Source organism: Streptosporangium sp. NPDC050284 (assembly GCF_044459525.1).
In the GTDB taxonomy this organism is placed as follows: domain Bacteria; phylum Actinomycetota; class Actinomycetes; order Streptosporangiales; family Streptosporangiaceae; genus Streptosporangium.
In genome coordinates this window covers 99,467-120,055 of the sequence record NZ_JBITIZ010000015.1, presented here as the reverse complement: position 1 = coordinate 120,055, position 20,589 = coordinate 99,467, and the positions used below count along the sequence as shown (strand labels likewise).

Below are 20,589 nucleotides of genomic sequence, written 5' to 3'. Positions count from 1 at the left end.
CACCCCGCCCCCCCGAATCTGATCTCCCCCCACACCGCGGAGGCCGAGATGCCCATGGAGTACCTCGTCATAGGGGGCCTCGCCCTAGTCGCCCTTCTCATCATCACCCTGCTCTTCAAATCCGTCTGGCGGGTGGCGGAGCCCAACGAGGCGCTGATCATCTCCGGCCTCGGTGCCCGGGGTAACTCCACGGGCGCCGACAGTCTCGGATTCAAGATCGTCACAGGCAAGGGCACCGCCGTGCTCCCCGGTTTCCAGACCGCGCGCCGCCTGCGCCTGGACAGCCGCGCCACCAACCTCCAGGTCTCCTGCGTCACCCAGCAGGGCATCCCGGTGGTCGTACGGGGCGTCGTCATCTACAAGGTCGGCGACGACCTGCACTCGATCGCCAACTCGGCCCGGCGCTTCCTGGACCAGCAGGACTCGATGAACGGTGCCATCCACGAGCTGTTCACCGGCCACCTGCGCTCGATCATCGGCAACCTCACGGTGGAGGACCTCATCCTCAACCGCGAACGGCTGACCGGCGAGACCCGCGCCTCGGCCGCCGACGAGATGATCAGGCTCGGTCTGATCGTCGACTCCCTGCAGATCCAGGAGATCGAGGACGGGACGGGCTACATCACCAACCTCGGTAAGCCACACGCCGCCAGCATCGCCGCCGCGGCTCGCATCGCCGAGGCGCAGCGCGACCAGGAGGCCACCCAGGCCGAGCAGATCGCCGCGGCCAACAAGGCCGCGGCCTGGCGCGACTCGAAGATCAAGCAGGCGGTCTACCAGGCCGAGATCGACGAGGCCCAGGCCAGGTCCCGCCAGGCGGGGCCGCTCTCCGAGGCATCCGCCCGGCAGGAGGTCGTCGTCCAGGAGACCCGGGCGGCCGAGCTTGAGGCCGCGCTGGCCGAGCAACGGCTCCAGGCCCAGATCCGCAAACCCGCGGACGCCAGGGCGTACGAAACCGTGACGGTCTCCCGGGCCGAGCGTGACGCCCGCATCGCCCAGGCCGAAGCCGAGGCGCGCGAGACCGAGCTCCGCGCCGCCGCACAGGCGTCGCAGGTCAAGCAGGCCGCCGCGGCCGAGGCCGAGTCCGTGCGGCTGCGCGGTATCGCCACCGCGGAGGCGACGAAGGTCACCGGCTTCGGCGAGGCGGAGTCCGCGAGGGCCCGCGGCCTGGCCGCCGCCGACGCCTCCAAGGCGCAGGGGCTCGCGGAGGCCGAGGCCGCCAGGGCGAAGGGGCTGGCCGTCGCCGACGCGATCCGGGCCCGCGCCGAGGCGCTCGCCGAGAACCAGGAGGCGGTCATCGCCCAGCAGCTCGCCGAGAAGTGGCCCCAGATCGTCGAGGCGGGCGCGAAGGCCCTCGGCAACGTCGACCACATGGTCGTACTCAACGGCGCCCAGGGCATCGAGGAGATGCTCGCCAAGGCACTCACCCTCGGCGGCGCCGGCCTCGGCCTCGCCCGCTCCCTCCTGAACACCGTCACCCCCACCGCCATCCCCACCCTCGAACCCACCCCTGCCTCCGCCACGGCCGCTCCCACCGGAACCACCGGAACCACCGGAACCACCGGAACCACCGGAACCACCGGAACCACCGGAACCACCGGAACCACCGGAACCACCGAGGCGAGCGAGGCCACAGAAACCGACGAAACCGATAGGACCCCGGCAACCGATGGGGCCACGGCAACCGGCGGGGCCACGGCAACCGGCGGGGCCGCCCCCTCAGAAAGATCGGAAAGAGGAGCCACGCCCCCAGAAAAACCTGCCGCCCTCGCCCCTTGACCCTCGACGTCACGGCTCTTCGATGCCGAAGACGAGCGTCCCCCTCACCGTCGAAGAGCCGACTTCTCCCCCTCCGAACCCCCGGCTTCGCCCCCCTCTCCCCGATTTCTCCGGCGGATTTTCCCAGCCGATCCGCACGGATGACAGATTTTTTCTGGGGACCCCCCGTAGAGAACGGATGGGGGCCGTGTGGCTTTCGTGGCAGGTGAAGCCGGGTCTCCTCCGCGGCGAATCGAGGGGCACAACCTGCCTGAGACCTCCGCGCAACGGATTCGTGACCCGCGGCCATTAATTCGGAGCACCCCGTTATGTGTTGTTCCTTTTTCCTAGGGCATACGCCTGGCAGTTGAGCAGACAGGGAGAGTGGAACATGACAGTCACCGGCATCATCACCGCCATTGTTATCGGCGCCATCATCGGTGCCCTGGGTCGGCTCGTCGTGCCCGGCAAGCAGTCCATCCCGATCTGGCTGACCATCGTCATCGGTATTGTCGCGGCCCTCATCGGCACCGCGATCGCCGGAGCGCTCGGGGTCGCTGCCACCTCAGGTATCGACTGGATCGAGTTGATGATCCAGATTGCCCTCGCCGCGGTCGGCGTCATCCTGACGGTGAGCCTGTACGGCAGGCGCGGCGTCCGGTAGTCCGTGACCCGGGGCGGCCGGTTTCCACGGGGAGATCCCGAGGAAATCCGGAGACCACCACCCCGGTCACCCCGACGGCCCCGCCCGGATCCTTTCGGGCGGGGCCGTCGCTGTGTTCCCACCCCAGCGGATGCGGTACCGCCGTCATGCCACCCGGACCCGAACCGGTGAGGACCGATTTCTCGGAAAATAAGGCTTTATTGACAATATAATTTGTCGGAGATAGTCTGCGGACATGCAGGACATCGCCGTGATCGAAGACTCCGCCGCCGCCGAGATCTCGCTGGACCCCATCCGGGCTCGGCTGCTGGCCGAGCTGAGCGAGCCCGGCTCCGCGACCATGCTGGCGGCCAAGGTCGGCCTGCCCCGGCAGAAGGTCAACTACCACCTGAAGACGCTTGAGGCGCACGGGCTCGTCGAGATGATCGAGGAGCGGCGCAAGGGCAACGTCAACGAGCGCATCATGCGGGCGACCGCGGCCTCGTACGTGATCTCCCCGACCGCGCTCTCCTCCGTCGAGCCCGACCCGGCGCGCTCACCCGACCAGCTCTCGGCGAGCTGGCTGCTGGCCGTCGCGGCCAGGCTGGTCCGCGACGTCGGGGCGCTCATCACCGGCGCTGCCAAAGCACGCAGGCGCGTCGCGACCTTCGCGATCGACGGCGAGGTGCGCTTCGCCTCGGCCGCCGACCGGGCCGAGTTCGCCAGGGAGCTCGCCGGGGCCGTCACGGCCCTGGTGTCCAAATATCACGACGAGTCCGCAGAGAAAGGCCGCGACCATCGGATCGTCGTCGCCCTTCACCCGAGCGTGAAGGAAACCCGTTGAGCCACCCCCTTCAAGGAGCGAATCCATGCGTACCGTGATCGTCGAGTTCATGAGCCTGGACGGCGTCGTGCAGGCGCCGGGTGGCCCCGAGGAGGACGCCGACGGCGGCTTCGCCCACGGTGGCTGGTCCCACCCGTTCTTCGACCCCGAGGTGGTCGGCGGTGCCTTCGACGGCGCGCTGAGCGGGGCCGAGGCGCTGCTGTTCGGGCGCCGGACGTGGCAGACCATGGCCGCGGCGTGGCCGGGGCGGGCCGGTGACCCGTTCGCCGACCGGATGAACGCCATCCCGAAGTACGTCGTGTCCCTGACGCTGGGCGACGACGAGCTGACGTGGAACAACACCACCCGAATCCCCGGTGACGAGGCCGTCGCCCACATCAGGAAGCTGCGCGAGACCGAGGGCGGCGACCTGGTGCTCATGGGAAGCCCCACCCTCGCCCGCACCCTCCTGAGCGAGGACCTGGTCGACGAGCTCCGGCTCATCGTCATGCCGGTGATCCTCGGCGGAGGCAAGACGATCTTCCCCGACGACGGCGGCCTGCACACGTTCGAGCTGGTCTCCACGGTCACCAGCAAGGCGGGCACGAACGTGTGCGTCTACCGCCCGGCCGGCTGAATCCCCGGGACGTCCCGGCGACCGGAAGGTGACCGGTGTTCGTCGGTGAGGATCAGCGAGCCGCCACGTTACCGGGGCGTCTGGGCGTCACCGGGGTGCCTGGGCGTCACCGGGGTGCCTGGGCCTCCGTGCTCCCCCGTGGGCGACACGAGTTTCCGAGGGTGGCGGACACCCAACGAGGTGGAAGCTTTCCGAGGGTGGGGAAACCCAAGGAGGTGGAAGCGCCGGGGCTCGGTCAAATGGTCTCATCCAGCTGTTCGGCCAACCGCTGCAGACCACCCTTGATGAGCTGCCCGTACTCGTCGTCACCGAGCGCGCCGATCGTGTCCCGCGCCTGCTGGAGGTGCTTGCGGGCGAGGTCGAGGTCGCCCAGCTTGCGATAACAGTCGCTCAGGTTGAGGTGCAACGACGGATACAGGCCGGCCACGGAAATCGCCACCCCGGCCTGGGCCGCCTGCTCATCGGTGACCAGGTCGGCGGCGGCGAGAGCTCGCAGATCCCACATCAGCTCCTCGCGCACGTCGTCCTGCACGTCGGCCATCGAGTGGGCGAGGACGCAGACATGCAGCGGTTCGCCTTTCTCGCCGCCGATGTCGTCCCAGATCTGCGCGAACAGCTCGCGAGCGGCGTCACGCTGCCCTTTGTGGTGATGCAGCTCCACCCCCTGGCCGATCCGGGTGAGCGTTGGGTCGATGATCACGAGCGACTCCTTCACAGGCGAGGCGGTGGCGCGCAAGTCTACTCGCCCGACGCCGCCTGACGATCTTCGATTTTCCAACCCGTTCGGTATGTCAGCCGACGCAGGAGAACCTCGGCGGGTCCTCGCCTGCCGCGACGCTCCAGGCCGTAGGCCGCGACCACGGTGATCAGCCAGACGCCGAGCGCGTAGCCGGCCACGGAGGCGCTGTGCAGGTGAGCCCCGACCCCGAGACCCCATGCGGCCAGCACCGGGGCGCAGAGCAGCGATTGGGCGAGATAGGCCGAGAGTGACCGCCTGCCCAGCGCGACCACCGCGGTGGACGCGAGGCCGGGGCGTCGCCGACGTCCGAGCCGGTGCCCGACGAGTCCGAACGCCGCCGCGTAGCCCAGCCCGGCGGGCAGGCCGGTAACCGTCTGGGACATCTCGAAAACGAACATCGACTCTTCGGGGATCCTCAGCACCCCCATGACCGCCGCCGCGTGCGGCAGTCCACCCAGCCAGCCGATGGCGATGCCGACGGCGGCGACGCGGCGCAACAGTGACAGGTGCTCGCCTGGCTGTTCCAGAATCCGCCGCCGGGCCGCCCAGAAACCGAGGACGATCGCGACGGGCACGACGAGCCCCAGCAAGCCCTGGCCGACCACGACCATCGGCCAGAAGGCGAGGCGCCCCGATGCCGCGGCGAGCGGATCGCTCTCGGCACTGCCCGCAGATCCCAAAGACAGATAGCCGAAGATTTCGGGGGACGACTCCAAGTAGGCCCCCACCACGCTGAGCAGGGTCTCCAGTATGAGGATGCCCGTGCCGATCGCGGCCCAGACGAGCAGCGTGCGATCCTTCCTGCGCAGGAACAGCCCGGACAGGAGAAACCCGGTCAGGCCGTACGCGCCGAGAATGTCCCCCTGCCACAGCAACGCCGCATGCACGAACCCGAACAGGAACAGCCACAGGCTGCGACGACGCAGCAGCGTCAGCACGGCCGACTCCGAGTGCCCGGCGGCCCGCTGGCGTGACAGGAGCTGCACCATGCCGTAGCCGAACAGGAACGCGAACATCGGATAGACCCGGAAGTCCACCCCGACGATGGCGGCCACCTGGACGATCCGGTCCAGCGCCGAGCCTCCGGGCGGATGGATCGTGGTGGCTCGGATCTCTCGGCCCCACAGATACCAGGGAGTGTTCGCCACGGCGATGAGCAACAGCATGAAGCCACGGGCGAGATCGGGTGCGAGTGCGCGCTCGCCGCTCCGCACCGGGCCGCGGATCGGGGCGCTCCTAGTCGCCATGAGGGAGCGGACCTCCCGCCGTGCCGCCGTGACCGAGCGGGAGCCGTTGCTCTCGCCGAGCCGGAAACCGTGCCGAACGGGCTGCTCCAACGGCAGCATCGATGAGCGAGCGCGAGGGCGTCGACGATTCTTCGATCACGCAAAGTCACGATACGGCGACAGCTGGTACGGAGAGGCGCGATTCGGGAGAGTGGATGCCTCCTGAGCGGCCCTACCCCCGAACGACGGCCGACGAGCGTTCCACCCGTCGATGACAGTCGCGGTGATGCTGCCGGGGCCACCGTGGTCGGTCTCCGGTCCGCCCCCACGGAACCGCTGCGGTCAGATCTTCGCGCCGACCGGCTGGGGGTCTCCAACCCGCCCTCACGAAACCCTGCCCCTGGCGCGAAAGGCCGTGGTCTTGACGCGGTTCTGGCAGGCGGTGCCGCAGAACCGGCGGGTGCCGTTGCGGGAGACGTCCACGTAGACCCGGTCGCAGTGCGGCGCCGTACACACGCCGAGACGGTCGTGGTGCTCGCTCCCCAGCACGATCGCGAGCCCGGTGGCGCAACTCGCCGCCCAGTCGCCGGTCATGGTGCCGCCGGGACCGTGGAAGTGCAGGTGCCACGGCTCTCCGTCATGTCGTTCGAGCATCGGTCGGGCCCGGGTCTTCTCAAGAAGATCGTTGACCCGCAGGGCTGCGGCATCGACGTCTCCTTTCGCGACGGCGTCGAAGACCATGCGCAGCCGGGCCGCGATCTCGGCGAGCTCGCCGGCCTCCACCTCGGTGACCTCCCGATGGCCCGGGTAGCCGGTGCGCAGGCCCTCCGTGGCGGCGGGAGCGAGATCGCGCGGCGGTGAGAAGTCGCGGCCCCGCCTCTCTCCAGGCGTCAGTTCGTTGACCAACCCCACCGCCACGCGGACGATCGAATCGGTGTGACTGTTGAAATCCACTTGACCAGTCACATCCTCGCGTTCTAGTTTGTAACTGTCATAAGCTTAGACGACAGTCACAAGGAGACTATGGTGCTCACCCACGATGCCGCACTTGAGTGGATCGCACGCTGGGATCGTCAGCAGGAGGGCTACCTGCCCGACCGCGAAGAGCGCTTCACCGCGCTGATCGACGCCGTCGAAGCGACAGGCCGCCCAGATCCGCTCGTCATCGACCTCGGATGTGGACCGGGCTCGCTCTCCGCCCGTCTCCTGGAGCGACTGCCCCAGGCGACAGTGATCGCGGTCGACGCCGACCCCCTGCTGCTCGGCCTCGGCCGGGCCGCCTACCCGCACCTCACCTTCCTCTCCCTCGACCTGCGCACCCCCGGATGGACCGGATCCCTCGGCCTGGACAGGCCGGCCGACGTCGCGGTGAGCACCACCGCACTGCACTGGATCTCCGGGCCCGACCTCCAGAAGATGTACGCCGAACTGGCGACCGTGCTGCGCCCGGGCGGGCTCCTGCTCAACGGCGACCACATGGAGACCGACGACACCACCCCGGCCATCGCCCGTCTCGAACGCGCCGTACACGACCGGGAGACCCAGCGCGTGTTCGCCGGCGGCCACCCCGAGGACTGGCGCCAGTGGTGGGATGCGATCGCCGCCGATCCCGCCTTCGCCGAACTCCACACCGCACGCACCACCGCGGGAGCCGACCACCACGGCTCGGAGTCCTCCCTGCTCTCCGAGCACGTCGACGCCCTGCGCGATGCCGGATTCGCCGAGATCGGCACCCTCTGGCAGCGCGGCAACAACCGCCTCCTCTGCGCCGTCCGCCACTGACCCGACCACCGACGCCCCCACAGCCGAGGGCGGAGAACCGCGATCAGGCGGAAAACGAGTGGTGAGCCAAGAGAGCGAACCACGCCGAGCCCGGTGAAATCACGGCGAGTCCGCTGCGCTCCTTTCCGTACCGGCGCTTCAGCTACGGCGACGGACCCCGAACGACCCCGTACGGATTGCTTCAGCGTCCCCAGCGCACACTGGGCGGCCCGTAAGAAAGCCACTACGGACCGCACCACCTACGGCGAGACGGGCCGTGTGCGGAGGTGGGTGGGTGTTCCGGGCGGCTTATAAAAATCCGCAACCAGCGCGCCCGCCAGGCCGGAGGCCTGACCCACCAGACGACCACCAACGACGGCCGCCCGGAGCACCCGCCCACCGGAGCGCGCACCCACCTTGAACACCGGCCGGACACCCAGACCCGTCACCAACGACGGCCGCCCGGAGCACCCGCCCACCTGACACGCCGATCCCCGGCCATCGTGCCCATGCCGCAGGAAAACCTTCGGGAATCGCCCCACCAACGCCGAAACCGAAGTCAGATCATGACGTGCGCTTCCGGATGCCCGGCGAAGGAGAACTGCGCGTTGCGGGTGAGCTTGATGTCGTCGGCCTGCCAGGTGTGCAGGGACTTGTCGCCACTGCGCCAGTAGACGAAGTTGAACCGGTCGGCGGAGTAGATCTTGACGCGGTCCTCCTTGAGCCGGCGGACCAGGCGGGTGTCCTCGCCCCGGGTCACGTCCTCGAACCCATAATGCCGGAACATGTCGGCCTTGCCGAGGAAGGTGCCGCCCTGCACCAGGAAGGCGTACCGGTGCTCCAGCCCCGGCAGCCGAAGCATCGTGGTGTTGCCGCCCTCGAAGTACGCGTAGTGCGCGCCCTTGCCGACCAGTTCGGCGTCGGAGTAGTCGAAGGCGCGGGCCAGGTCCGACAGGTAGTGCTCGCCGTACAGGTTGTCGTCGTCCATTTTGGCGATCAGCTCGCCCTCGGCGGCGGCGATGCCCATGTTGAGGCAGGCGCCCAGCGACAGTGACGAGTCGGCGGGCAGCACCACGACATCGGTGATCCCGGCCATCCGCGCCTTGTCCGCCACCACCACGGGGTCGATGGCGAGCCCGTGCAGGACCATGACGAGCTGAACCGGACGGTGGATCTGCTTGGCCACCGAGGAGATCGCGTGCTCGATCTGGGAGGCGCGGTTGGTGGGCAGGACCACCGAGATCGAGCGGGTCCGCGGCTGCACCGGTCGACCGAGGATCCCCAGGATCTGGTCCACGCGGTGCGAGAACAGGTGCTTGTCGAAGACCTCGCGCATGGCCAGGTGCCCCTGACGGGCACGCAGCTCGGGACTGTTGATCAGGTGCAGGACCTGGTTGTACGACTCCAGCTCGTCGCGGGCGATCGGGATCAGTGACCCGAAGGTCTCCTCGATGGCCCGGGACCAGCCGGAGACCACCGACGTCGAGCAGGCCGAGAGCTCGAAGACGCGGCGGGCGCACATGGTCGGTGAGTCGAGCACCGAGTTCACGTTGAGGAAGACCTTGTACATCTTGTACGCGGCCAGCATCTGGTCGTACGGCAGCTCGCCCACGATGTGCGGGACGTACTCCTTCGGCCAGGCGTACTTCTCGTCGACGGTGCCGTTTCGGGCGAAGATGTGCAGCCCGAGCTCGCGGATCGGGGCGAGGACGGTTTCCATCTGCTCGCGGCGCTCGGGGTGCTTGTCCCTGAAGTACATGCCCGCGAAGACCACGTCGTTGACGCGCCCCTGCTTCTCCTGGATGGGATTGTGCACCCGGGGCTGCGCGGCGAACTGCAGGACGTCGACCCGGTCGTGACCCAGCACCTCGCGGTAGCGGGGGACCATGTCGCCGTCGCAGGTGAAGACGTAGTCGAACAGCTTGGCCGTGTCGATGAAGAAGTCGAAGTTCGGCGGGTCCTCCTTGTTCCAGAAGACCGTGGGAATCCCCTCCGCGCGGCACCAGTCAATCAAAGCGATCAGCTCGGGCTTGGGAGCCTTCGTCCCGGTCATCTGGTAGCGCCAGCGGCCCTGGTTGCCGTGCCAGGCCGACTCCACGAACAGCAGCTCGGGACGACGCTCGGCGAAGATCTCCGGCCAGTCGCGGAGCCCGAACTCGATCTGGTCCCACTCGTACTTGAACGCCATCCGGGAGAAGTCGTCCAGGATGACCGCGACCTTCATGTCGGGGCGGACAATCGGACCGGCGGGCCACTTGACCTGCGGTACGTCGACCACGGGCCCCTGCCGGTCGAGCTCCTCGACCACCTCGGTCACCGGACGGGGCGGCTTGGGGCCCTTGCGGGCCTGCATCGCGGAGCGCAGCTTGCCCGGCAGCGCGGTGACCCCCGGCCCCTTGGCGGACGTCAGTGCCTCGGCCACCCGGTAGGGGCGCTGCACCTTGGTGGACTCCAGTTTCCACTGCGCGTAGTCGGCCCGCGCCTCGGCGATGGCGAGCCGTCGCTCCAGGTCGTGGACGCGCTCCTCAAGGCGTTCGACGACCTTGCGTTCCTCGGGCAGCCAGTTGATCGGTCCGAGACGCTGGAACTTCGGCTCTTCTGGGGTCTCATCGCTCATGGGGAATCGCCTTTGTCAGAGGTCGTGCCAGCGTACGACCAAAGTCGTAGCCGAATGGCCGTTTTAAAGGGATTTGGGCGATACGGATTGACCGGCCGGCGAGAGGTTGCCGCCGCGCAGCCAGCTCTCGATCACCCGGGCGATCCGGGGACCGGCCTTACCGTCCCAGAGCGGAGGCAGCTCGCCCGACGGCGTTCCCGAGCCCTCGGCCAGCGCCAGGTCGGCGGCGGCGGGCAACTGCGCGGGGGTGACGAGCCGGTTGGTGCCGTGCGTGATGGTGATCGGCCGCTCGGTGTTGGGCCGCACCGTGAGGCAGGGCACACCCAGCATGGTCGTCTCCTCCTGCACGCCGCCGGAGTCGGTGACGACCAGCGTCGCGCCCCGCACCAGTGACAGGAAGTCCACGTAGCCCAGCGGGTCGACGATGAGGAGGTTCTCCCCGTTCACCAGTCCGGCCTCCGCCAGACGGGTCCGGCCGCGCGGGTGCAGCGGCACCACGACCGGCAGGCGCTCGCTCACCGAGAGTACGGCGTCGACGAGCTCCTTGGCCGAGGCCGGGTCGTCGACGTTGCCGGGACGGTGCAGGGTGGCGACCGCGTACCGCTCGGGAAGGCCGAGCCGGGAGCGGACCGGGGCGGGGTCGAGGTGGTCCAGCGCGGAGAACAGGCTGTCGATCATCGGGTTGCCGACGAGGTGCACCCTGGCCGGATCGACGCCCTCGGCGGCGAGGTGGGAGAGCGCGTCCGGCGAGGTGGCGAAGAGGATGTCGGACAGGCCGTCGGTGACGACCCGGTTCACCTCCTCGGGCATCTCCCGGTCGAAGGAACGCAGGCCCGCCTCCACGTGCGCGGTCGGCACGTGGAGCTTGGCGCAGACGAGGATCGCGGCGAGCGTCGAGTTCACGTCGCCGTAGACGACGACCAGGGTGGGACGGTGTTCGAGCACCACGTCCTCCAGGCCGACGAGCAGGGCCGCCGTCTGCCGGGCGTGCGAGCCGGAACCGACGCCGAGGTTGGCGATCGGCTCGGGAAGACCGAGGTCGGCGAAGAAGACGTCCGACATGAGCGCGTCGTAGTGCTGACCGGTGTGAACGATGCCCTGTCGCACCCCGAGCTCGGTGAGGGCGCGCACCACGGGAGCGGCCTTCACGAAGTTCGGGCGCGCGCCGAGCACGTGCAGGACGAGGGGATTATCGGGGCTCTGAGCAGCGCCCGGACGGGCAAAGTCCCTCATTGACCTCGCCTTTCATGCGGCAGTGGGGCAAACGTTGCCTATGGTACGGTCACGGCGTGGTATCCGATGCCAACAGGCCAGACTCCCCCTCGGTTCCAGCGAAGGTTTCGGCGAAGGATCCGGTGAAGTCCCCGGATCCGGTGACGCCCTCGGTTCCGGCGACACCCTCTCCCTCGGTGACGCTCCCGGCCGTTGAGACCCCCGCAGTGGACACGCCCACGGAGCCGCCGCCCCCGCCGAGCGCGGAGACGCCCTCGCCCGTGGACGCGGCCCCGGTCTCCGACGTGGACACGACGCGGAAACCCGACGCGAACACGATGCGCGAACCCGACGCGGACGACACCACGGAACCGGACACGAAGACACCGGAGACAGCGAAGACACCGGAGACACCCACCCTCCCGGACACGCCCTCCGCCCCGGACACGCCCCCCGTCTCCGACATGCCCACCGTCACCGCGAGGCCCTCGGACGAGGACGAGGAGAAGGTCCCCGCGTCGCTCCCGGCCTCCCCGGACTCCCAGACGCCCCCTGGCTCCCCTGCCTCCCCGAACTCCCCCGTCTCCCCGGTCTCGGCGAAGTCGGCCAGGGCCGGGCTGCGCGGCCTCATCAAGGGCTTCGTCCAGCACCCGGTGATCGTTTCCCGGGTCGTGGCGACCAAGGTGAAGTCCGACCCGGTACGCGTGGCGCAGGCGGCGGCCGAGACGCTCCCGCCGAGCGTCCGTCCCGTGGTCGGCCGGTTCGCCTGGCCCGTCGCGCGCCGCGCCAAGATCGTCGTACGCAAGCTCGGCATGCGCCTGGTGAAGGGCCCGTGGAGCGAGGCGAAGGAGCACTTCGACTCCGGCCGGATGAGCGAGGCCGCCGCGGTGCTGCAGGGTCACACGCGCTACCCCTTCATCAAGCGCCGGCACGCCTACTACGCGGGAGAGCTGGCCGCGATCCAGCCGAACCCGATCCCGCCCAAGGCGAAGGTGATCGTGGGCGAGCGGTTCCCCGGCAGGGTGCTGCACTGCGTGACGAACGCGCTGCCGTACACGCAGGCCGGATACACCGTCCGCACGCACCGCATCGTCACCTCGCAGAAGGCCGCGGGGCTCGACCCGCACGTCGTGACCAGCTGGGGCTGGCCGATGATGCAGGGGCACGCCGACGCGACGCCGTACGAGGAGATCGACGGCATCCCCTACCACCGGCTGATCCCGAGCGGCGAGGTGCCGTTCGAGAGCCAGGGGCGGATGATCCGCGGCGCCGGAGAGGTGACCGAGCTGGTCAGGACCCTGCGACCGCAGGTGCTGCACGCCGCGACCGACCATCGCAACGGGTCGGTGGCGCTCGCGGTGCGCGAGCGTACCGGCACGCCGATGGTCTACGAGGTGCGGGGCTTCCTCGAGGAGACCTGGGCCTCCCGCGACCCCAAGCGCATCGGCAGCCAGCGGCACGTGCTGCAGCGCGACCGTGAGGCGTTCATCATGCGTTCCGCCGACGCCGTGGTCACCCTCGCGGAGACCATGGCAGGCGAGATCGTCGAACGCGGGGTGCCGAGGGAGAGGATCTATCTCGCGCCGAACGCGGTGGACGACTCGCTGCTCAGTGCCGAGTACGACGGTGCGGCGTTCCGTGCCGCGTACGGCATCGAGCCCGGCGAGATCGTGATGGGCTCGGTGTCGAGCATCGTGGCCTACGAGGGTTTCGCCACCATGATCAACGCGGCCGCGCTCCTGCGGGACGAGGGCGCGCCGGTGAAGGTGCTTCTCGTCGGCGACGGCGTGGAGCGGGCGGCGCTGCTCGAACAGGTCGAGGAGCTGGGACTGGGCGACGTCGCGATCCTGCCGGGACGTGTCGGTCCCGACGAGGCCCTGCAGGCGCAGGCGGCGATCGACATCTTCGTCTGCCCCCGCGAGGACCTGCGCGTCTGCCGGCTCGTCACGCCGTTGAAGCCCGTCGAGGCGATGGCTCTCGGCAAGCCGGTCGTGCTGAGCGACCTGCCGGCGCTCTCCGAGCTCGTGGGTTCGGAGGGGGCGGGGCTTCTGGTGCCCCCGGGAGACCCCGAGGCGCTGGCCAAGGCGATCGCCGGACTGCGCGACGATCCTGAGCGAAGGGCCGGGATGGGTGAGGCGGGACGGGCCGAGGTGGCGGCGAAGCGTACGTGGAGCCGCATCGCGGAGACTTACCGTGATATTTACCGATCGATTGCTGGATGATGGTCTCGTGTTGGTAACAGGGAGACCAGCCGTTTGCGATGCGTTCAATCGCATTAGGCGTAGCTCGTTCGGACTTGAGATAGCCTTTGCGACCATGAAGTGTTGTTTCCGGCGTTCCAAGGTCATCCAGTGACTGCCTACGACCTGGCCATCATCGGTCTGGGCTACGTCGGCATGCCCCTGGCCAAGGAGGCCACCGCGGCCGGTCTGCGGGTCGTCGGCTTCGAGGTCGACGCCGCGAAGGTCGAGGCCCTCAACGCGGGCACGTCGTACATCGACGACCTGACCGACGCCGACCTTGAGCACATGCTGGCGGGAGGCTTCACCGCCACGCTGGACGAATCCGTACTGGCCGACAGCCGGACCATCGTCATCTGCGTGCCGACCCCGCTGGACGAGGACCACCGCCCCGACCTGTCGTCGGTCGAGGGCGCCACCGCCACCGTCGCACGCAACCTGCGCGCCGGCGCGCTGGTGGTCCTGGAGTCCACCACCTGGCCCGGCACCACCGACGAGGTCGCCCGCCCCATCCTGGAAAAGGGTTCGGGTCTCGTCGCGGGCACCGACTTCCACCTCGCCTTCTCGCCCGAGCGCATCGACCCGGGCAACCCCAAATACGGTCTGCGCAACACCCCGAAGGTCGTCGGCGGTTACACCCCGGCCTGCAAGGACCGCGCGGTCGGGTTCTACGCCCAGTTCATCGAGCAGGTCGTGCCGGTGAGCGGCACCCGCGAGGCCGAGATGGCCAAGCTCCTGGAGAACACCTACCGCCACGTCAACATCGCCCTCGTCAACGAGATGGCGATCTTCTGCGACGAGCTCGGTGTCGACCTGTGGGAGTCGATCGAGGCCGCGGCGACCAAGCCGTTCGGGTTCCAGAAGTTCCTCCCCGGACCCGGCGTCGGCGGGCACTGCATCCCCGTCGACCCTTCCTACCTCTCCTACACGGTGCGCAAGCTGGGCTACCCGTTCCGCTTCGTCGAGCTGGCACAGGAGATCAACGAGCGGATGCCGTCCTACGTGGTGGCCCGCGTGCAGCGACTGCTCAACCGGCAGCGAAAGCCCGTCAACGGCTCCAGGGTGCTGCTGCTCGGTGTCACGTACAAGCCCGACATCGCCGACGAGCGTGAGACCCCGGCCCTGCCGGTCGCGCGGGCGCTGCTCGAGCTGGGGGCGGAGCTCGTCTTCGCCGATCCGTACGTCAAGGAGTGGCGGGTCGACGACGTCGACGTGCCACGTGAGGAAGACCTCGCCAAGGCGGTGGCCGAAGCCGACGTGACGCTGTTGCTCCAGCAGCACGCCGCCTTCGACCTGTCGACGGTCGAGGACCATGGCAAGCTCGTGCTCGACACCCGAGGCGTGCTCGCCGAGGGTGAACGCGTCGAGCGGCTCTAGCGACGGAGGGCTGCGCGAAGTGCACGTGCTCGTCATGACGGTGGTGCATCACCCCGAGGACGCCCGGATCCTGCACCGGCAGATCCGCGCGCTCGTGGACGCCGGTCATGAGGTCACGTACGCGGCCCCGTACACGGCGCGGGGCGTGATGGCCCGCTCCTGGGTGAACGGCGTCGACCTCCCCCGCGCCGCCGAGCGCAAGCGGTTCGCCGCCGTGCGCGCCGCGCGCAAGGTGTTCAAGCGTATGCGCGGCGAGGTCGACCTCGTGGTCATCCACGACCCCGAGCTGCTGCTCGCGGTGGTGGGGGTGCGCAAGCGGCCCCCGGTGGTCTGGGACGTCCACGAGGACACCCCGGCGACGCTGTCGCTGAAGCCCTGGCTGCCCGCGTTCCTGCGTCCGCCGGTGCGGTTCCTGGCCCGCCTGCTCGAAGGCACGGCCGAGCGGCACCTGCACCTGCTGCTGGCCGAGACCGCGTACGCGGGAAGGTTCCGCCAGGCGCACCTGGTGGTGCCCAACGAGACCTGGGTGCCCGACGAGGTGACGCCGCCGGGCGACGACCGCGTCGTCTACCTCGGCTGGCTGTCGGGCGCGCGCGGGGTACGCGAGGCGATCGAGGTGGCCCGGCTGCTGCAGCCGTACCGGGTGGCGGTCGAGCTGATCGGCTACGCCGACCCGCAGTCGCGGCCGACGCTGAACGAGGCGGTGGCGGAGGGCGTGCTGGAGTGGCGTGACTTCATGCCGAACGACGAGGCGCTCAAGCGGCTCGACGGCGCGCTCGCCGGGCTCTCCCTGCTGCACGACGAGCCCAACTACCGGCACTCCATGCCCACGAAGATCGTGGAGTACATGGCGCACGGCATCCCGGTGATCACCACTCCCTCGCCCCGCGCGGTGGAGCTGGTCGAGCGCTACGACAGCGGCATGGTCGTGCCCTGGCAGGATCCCAAGGCCGTGGCCCAGGCCGTGCTCTTCCTGCGAGACGACGTCAGGGAGCGGTATGCCAGGGGCGCCCGAGGGTATGCGGCGGCTCGTGCGAACCACCACTGGCCCAACTCGGCCCGCCGTTTCGTCGCTCAGCTGGAGGCGTGGGCGGGCGTCAAGAGCTGATTGTCGATACGGCGAGGCCCGCGGTGTCCGTCCGGCTCCTTATGTCTGCCTGATCACAAGAACGGTAGTGTCCTGAACGTGCGCTGGCTCATCGCTTTCCTGGGCGTGGCGATCCTCGCGGGTGTGGCGGCGTTCGTGGTGACCACGCCCACCGGGAACGGCTCCCCGACGGCGGGAGGCTCGTCGCTCACGGCCTCGCCCTCACCCTCCACCTCCGCCACCCCCTCGGTGCCGGTGCCGGAGGTGACCGAGTTCACCGACCCGTGTGGGACGTTCGACACGACGATGCGCTGGCCGTACGCGGTCACCGGCTACTGGCTGGTCCCGACCACCGACCACTGCACCTGGCGCCGGCAGTTCGGCGCCATCCACGAGGTGGGCGGCGACACGGTGATCCGGATCGGCTGGGGCCTGCAGGCGCGCCGCCTCGACAACGACGGCCGGATCCTCGACGGCCAGGGGGACGTCGACGCCCGCTACGAGCCGTGCGAGGAGAACGGGGTCCCGTGCGCGCTGGCGGCGGAGAACGACCTCAAGGCCGCCAACCCCGGCAACCGGGTGAGCTGGACGTTCGTCTACCGCACCGACGAGGCGTTCGGCCCGGACCTGTTCCGCTGCCCCGAGTTCGAGCGGAAGATCGTCACCGACAAGACCGTCTTCTACCGGATCGTCGCCCCCGACGACGGCACCGACGACCCGAGCTGCGAGAACATCCGTTCCAAGGGACGCGGCTATCACGTGATCCTGGTCGCGGCCGCGCACGAGGACAGCCTCGCCGAGCTGCTCGACCTCGGTGACCGGTTCGGCGTGAAGGTCTACCCGGCGCTGCCGCTCGCCCCCCGCGACCCGGCGCAGAAGACCCAGGCCGCCAAGCAGGGCACGGACACGCTCACCACCCTCACCCGGCGGATCATGCAGGACTACGGGGCGCGCTTCCAGGACCGGACCTCGCTGGGCGGTTTCTACCAGCCGTTCGAGCTGCAGATGCGCGAGATGAAGTACGTCGGCGACTCCGACTCCGACCACCCGACGCTCAGGGTCTACGCCTCGCAGCACGAGATCGTCGAGCAGGAGATGCCCGGCAGGCCCGTGCTCGTCAGCCCCTACCTCGACGCCCGCAAGGAACGGCCGTTCAGCGCCACTCCCAAGCAGGTCGCCAAGGGCTTCGAGGCCCTCGTCAGGACCGGTGTCGGGATCATCGCCCCGCAGGACAGCCGGGGTACGGGCAAGGTCGGATTGTTCTGGGCCGACCAGCGCGAGGAGAAGATCGACGAGCGGCTGAGCCCGGTCGTCAAGAAGAAGACCAACGGCGAGGCGTACCACGGCTCGACCCGCGACTACTACCGCGAGATGTCCCTCGCCAGGACCAGGATGATCGAGCAGGGCTTCAACGTGCAGCTCTGGGCCAACGTCGAGGCCTTCGAGCCGTCGGGCGAGGAGCCGTGCGCCGCGGGGTCCGACCGAGGGCGCACCGACAAGGAGCGGCTCGACACGGCCGTGGCACAGGTCGGACGCTACGTCTCCAAGGTCGTCTCCTACATGTGGAGCGACTTCTACACCTGCGGCTCCCCGTCCCTCGCCGAGGAGATCGCCCGCGACTACAACCGGCCCATCGCCGCCGACGCGATCCGCATGCAGCGCGACATCCAGGACGGCATGGAGATCCGCGGCTACAACATCCCCATGGGCTCCAAGGTGACGATCACCTGGGAGGGCCAGGAGGAGCCCCGCGTCGTCGACGTGGCCGGGGTGAACCTGACCGAGCCGCCGCCGGACCTGCCGGTACGGATGGAAACGGCGTGGATCCCGTTCGACTGGACCCAGGTGCCCGAGGACACCTGGGTCAGGGTCTCGGTCGCGGCGGCCGACGGACGCGCCGCCACCGAGACGTTGCACGTCCGCGTACGGGTCTGACCGGTGTAACGTGCCTGCCATGGTGCCGCGCATTCCCGTCAGCGTGGACCTTGTCGTCCTCACGGTGCGCCGCCAGGTGCTGAGCGCGCTCGTCTGGCGGCGCGACAAGCCGCCGTACGAGGGACGCTGGGCCCTGTCAGGCGGTTTCATCCAGCTCGACGAGGACCTGCCCGCGGCCGCCGCCCGCGTCCTCGCGGAACGGGCGGGCCTGCCGGGCGCCCCCGTGCACCTGGAGCAGCTGCAGACCTACGGCTATCCCGACCGCGACCCGCGCCAGCGCGTGCTGAGCGTGGCCTACCTCGGCCTCGCCCCGCACCTGCCGACCTCCACCGAGGCGCACATGAGCTGGCAGCCGGTCTCCTCGCTGCTGCGCGAGATGGCCTTCGACCACCGGCGCATCATGATCGACGGGATCGAGCGGGCCCGCGCCAAGCTCGAATACACCCCGCTGGGCGCGGCCTTCTGCCCGCCGGAGTTCACCGTCGCCGAGCTGCGCCGGGTCTACGAGATCGTCTGGGGCCGAACCCTCGACCCGCGCAACTTCCACCGCAAGGTCACCAAGGCCGAGGGCTTCCTGGTGCCCACCGGCGGCACCACCACCCGCGACGGCGGACGCCCCGCCAAGCTGTATCGCCGCGGCCCCGCCGTGGCGCTGCATCCCCCGATGCTCCGCTCTCTCAAGGAGTGACCGGAGCCCTATGTCGCCTGAGCCCCGTCGTGGTGAGCCGTGGAGCCCTGCCGACGATCAGAGGCCGTCGATCTCCGTCAGGTCGACGTCGACGTCGAACGGGACGCTGACCTTCAGCCGGTCGTGGTGGATCCCCATGAGCGCGTAGGCCTTGGTGGCCGGGTCCAGCTCGTAGACGTAGACGACCGGGCGGCCGTCCTTCTCCTCGACCCGCCAGAAGTGGTCGATGCCCGCCTGGGCGTACAGGACCGGCTTGCGCTCCCGGTCGCGGATCTCCGACTCGGCGGAGACGACTTCGACGGCGAGGACGACGTCGGCCGGCTGGTAGGTGGTCTGCTTCAGATCCAGGTCGCCATCGACTCGGGTCACCACGAGATCGGGCTCGGGGCGTTGGCGCTTGCCGAGTGTCACCGTCATCTCCCTGCGAACACGCAGTCCGGACGGAACCGCTTGACGCAGCGTGTAAATCAGGAGATCCACGATGAGTGAGTGGAAACGGGTCTGGGGGCTCACGAAGACGAGAGTGCCATCGATGAGTTCCGTGTGGGGAGGGATCCCTCGAAGCCGGTCGAGGTCCTCGGCCGAGAAGCCCTCTTTGGGAGGGAACACCCAACGGGGCAGCGGCTCCAGCTCGGGCGACCCCGTCTCGTCCGCCTCGGCGCTCGGCCTGTCGGCCAGCGATGCGATGCTCATGTCGTCCTCCCGGTCGGGCACGCCTCTCACCTCCAGTGTTACAGGATGCCCCATCCGCCCGCTGCTCATAAGGTAAGGCCATGCCTCGTTTCCGCGCGATCCTGGACACGATGCCCGCCTACCGGGCGGGCAAGGCCGTGGTGTCCGCCGACGGCCGGTCCTACAAGCTCTCCTCGAACGAATCCCCCTACGAGCCGCTGCCCTCGGTCGTGGAGGCGGTCGCCAGGGCGGCGACCCAGATGCACCGCTATCCCGATCCGGCGGCCACCGAGCTGACCGCGGCGATCGCCGAGAAGTACGGCGTCCCGGCCGAGCACATCGCGCTCGGCGCCGGCTCGGTGACGGTTGCCCAGCAGCTCTTCGAGACGGTGAGCGAGCCGGGCGCCGAAGTGATCTACGCGTGGCGGTCCTTCGAGGCGTACCCGCTGCTGGCCGACCTGGCGGGGGCGACCTCGGTGCGGGTCCCGCTGCTGGGCGAGACGCACCATCTGGAGGCGATGGCCGACGCGATCACCCCGCACACCCGCATGATCTTCGTCTGCAACCCGAACAACCCCACGGGCACGGTCGTCCACGCGGCGGAGCTTGAGGCCTTCCTCGACCGGGTGCCGGAGAACGTGCTCGTCGTGCTCGACGAGGCCTACCGCGAGTACGTCAGGGACACCGGGGTCACCGACGGGCTCACCGTCTACGGCGACCGGCCGAACGTCGCCGTCCTGCGCACCTTCTCCAAGGCGTACGGCCTGGCCGGGCTCCGGGTGGGCTACCTGATCGCGAACGAGCCGGTGGCGTCCACCGTCCGCAAGACGATCGTGCCGTTCGCGGTGAACCACCTCGCCCAGGCGGCCGCGATCGCCTCGCTCGCCGCCGAGGACGAGTTGATGGAGCGTGTCGACGTCGTGGTCAAGGAGCGCGACCGGGTCCGCGAGGCGCTGATCGGCCAGGGCTGGGAGGTGCCGGTGAGCGAGGCCAACTTCGTCTGGCTGCGGCTGGGGGAGCGCACGCTCGAATTCGCCGGGGTGTGCGCGACCGAGGGTGTCGCGGTACGGCCCTTCGCCGGGGAGGGCGCCCGCGTCTCCATCGGCGACCCCGAGGCCAACGACACCTTCCTCGCCGCCGCGGCGGCCTTCAAAGGCGCCTGACCCGCCGGACC

Annotated in this window: 17 protein-coding genes; 11 read left to right on the top strand and 6 right to left on the bottom strand. The window is 69.4% G+C overall.

What is annotated here, in order from left to right; genetic code table 11:
• Positions 1-48 precede the first annotated feature (48 nt).
• The 4 genes from ACIBH4_RS30375 (at position 49) to ACIBH4_RS30360 (ending at position 3,861) form a co-directional block, all read left to right on the top strand.
• A complete protein-coding gene (locus ACIBH4_RS30375; protein WP_362770068.1) occupies positions 49-1,779 on the top strand; it encodes an SPFH domain-containing protein in 1,731 nt (576 codons plus the stop codon).
• A 370-nt stretch (positions 1,780-2,149) separates the two neighbouring features.
• Positions 2,150-2,422 (top strand): GlsB/YeaQ/YmgE family stress response membrane protein, encoded by a 273-nt coding sequence (locus ACIBH4_RS30370; RefSeq protein WP_362518426.1) that lies wholly within the window; start codon positions 2,150-2,152, stop codon positions 2,420-2,422.
• Between the two features lie 235 nt (positions 2,423-2,657).
• Positions 2,658-3,245 (top strand): helix-turn-helix domain-containing protein, encoded by a 588-nt coding sequence (locus ACIBH4_RS30365; RefSeq protein ID WP_362518423.1) that lies wholly within the window; start codon positions 2,658-2,660, stop codon positions 3,243-3,245.
• Positions 3,246-3,270: 25 nt separating this feature from the next.
• The gene (locus ACIBH4_RS30360) at positions 3,271-3,861 is read left to right on the top strand and encodes a dihydrofolate reductase family protein (RefSeq protein WP_362770066.1); all 591 of its coding nucleotides are present in this window, start codon (positions 3,271-3,273) and stop codon (positions 3,859-3,861) included.
• Between the two features lie 235 nt (positions 3,862-4,096).
• Here the strand turns inward: ACIBH4_RS30360 and ACIBH4_RS30355 are convergent, their stop codons facing one another.
• From ACIBH4_RS30355 to ACIBH4_RS30345, 3 genes are all read right to left on the bottom strand, one after another.
• Positions 4,097-4,561 carry a hypothetical protein gene (locus ACIBH4_RS30355; protein ID WP_362518417.1) on the bottom strand — a complete coding sequence of 155 codons (465 nt, stop codon included), beginning with the start codon at positions 4,559-4,561 and terminating at the stop codon, positions 4,097-4,099.
• A gap of 38 nt (positions 4,562-4,599) precedes the next feature.
• On the bottom strand, positions 4,600-5,937 hold the full coding sequence (locus tag ACIBH4_RS30350; RefSeq protein WP_362770064.1) for a DUF418 domain-containing protein: 1,338 nt from the start codon (positions 5,935-5,937) through the stop codon (positions 4,600-4,602).
• A gap of 273 nt (positions 5,938-6,210) precedes the next feature.
• Entirely contained in the window at positions 6,211-6,780 is a 570-nt protein-coding gene (locus ACIBH4_RS30345; protein ID WP_362518410.1) for a CGNR zinc finger domain-containing protein, read from the bottom strand.
• 72 nt (positions 6,781-6,852) lie between these two features.
• On the opposite strand from ACIBH4_RS30345, the gene ACIBH4_RS30340 reads away from it, so the two are divergent.
• Positions 6,853-7,608: a class I SAM-dependent methyltransferase gene (locus ACIBH4_RS30340; RefSeq protein ID WP_362770062.1), complete on the top strand. Its 756-nt coding sequence runs from the start codon at positions 6,853-6,855 to the stop codon at positions 7,606-7,608.
• A gap of 538 nt (positions 7,609-8,146) precedes the next feature.
• Here the strand turns inward: ACIBH4_RS30340 and ACIBH4_RS30335 are convergent.
• Positions 8,147-10,204 (bottom strand): glycosyltransferase, encoded by a 2,058-nt coding sequence (locus ACIBH4_RS30335; RefSeq protein ID WP_362518404.1) that lies wholly within the window; start codon positions 10,202-10,204, stop codon positions 8,147-8,149.
• A 63-nt stretch (positions 10,205-10,267) separates the two neighbouring features.
• Complete coding sequence (gene wecB, locus ACIBH4_RS30330; RefSeq protein WP_362769805.1) at positions 10,268-11,437, bottom strand: non-hydrolyzing UDP-N-acetylglucosamine 2-epimerase; 1,170 nt, start codon at positions 11,435-11,437, stop codon at positions 10,268-10,270.
• A 206-nt stretch (positions 11,438-11,643) separates the two neighbouring features.
• Here wecB and ACIBH4_RS30325 point away from each other — a divergent pair, with 206 nt between their 5' ends.
• The 5 genes from ACIBH4_RS30325 (at position 11,644) to ACIBH4_RS30305 (ending at position 18,743) form a co-directional block, all read left to right on the top strand.
• Positions 11,644-13,638 carry a glycosyltransferase gene (locus tag ACIBH4_RS30325; protein WP_362769803.1) on the top strand — a complete coding sequence of 665 codons (1,995 nt, stop codon included), beginning with the start codon at positions 11,644-11,646 and terminating at the stop codon, positions 13,636-13,638.
• A gap of 129 nt (positions 13,639-13,767) precedes the next feature.
• Complete coding sequence (locus ACIBH4_RS30320; protein WP_362769801.1) at positions 13,768-15,033, top strand: nucleotide sugar dehydrogenase; 1,266 nt, start codon at positions 13,768-13,770, stop codon at positions 15,031-15,033.
• 19 nt (positions 15,034-15,052) lie between these two features.
• The gene (locus tag ACIBH4_RS30315) at positions 15,053-16,141 is read left to right on the top strand and encodes a glycosyltransferase (protein ID WP_362518388.1); all 1,089 of its coding nucleotides are present in this window, start codon (positions 15,053-15,055) and stop codon (positions 16,139-16,141) included.
• A 78-nt stretch (positions 16,142-16,219) separates the two neighbouring features.
• Positions 16,220-18,055: a DUF4434 domain-containing protein gene (locus ACIBH4_RS30310; protein ID WP_362518386.1), complete on the top strand. Its 1,836-nt coding sequence runs from the start codon at positions 16,220-16,222 to the stop codon at positions 18,053-18,055.
• Positions 18,056-18,074: 19 nt separating this feature from the next.
• Positions 18,075-18,743 (top strand): NrtR DNA-binding winged helix domain-containing protein, encoded by a 669-nt coding sequence (locus tag ACIBH4_RS30305; protein ID WP_362518382.1) that lies wholly within the window; start codon positions 18,075-18,077, stop codon positions 18,741-18,743.
• Between the two features lie 57 nt (positions 18,744-18,800).
• On the opposite strand, the gene ACIBH4_RS30300 is transcribed toward ACIBH4_RS30305, so the two are convergent.
• Positions 18,801-19,436 carry a Uma2 family endonuclease gene (locus tag ACIBH4_RS30300; RefSeq protein ID WP_362518379.1) on the bottom strand — a complete coding sequence of 212 codons (636 nt, stop codon included), beginning with the start codon at positions 19,434-19,436 and terminating at the stop codon, positions 18,801-18,803.
• Between the two features lie 80 nt (positions 19,437-19,516).
• Between ACIBH4_RS30300 and hisC the strand changes: the two genes are divergently transcribed.
• Positions 19,517-20,578, top strand: a complete 1,062-nt coding sequence (gene hisC / locus ACIBH4_RS30295; RefSeq protein WP_362518376.1) for a histidinol-phosphate transaminase — start codon at positions 19,517-19,519, stop codon at positions 20,576-20,578.
• The last annotated feature ends 11 nt before the right edge of the window (positions 20,579-20,589 follow it).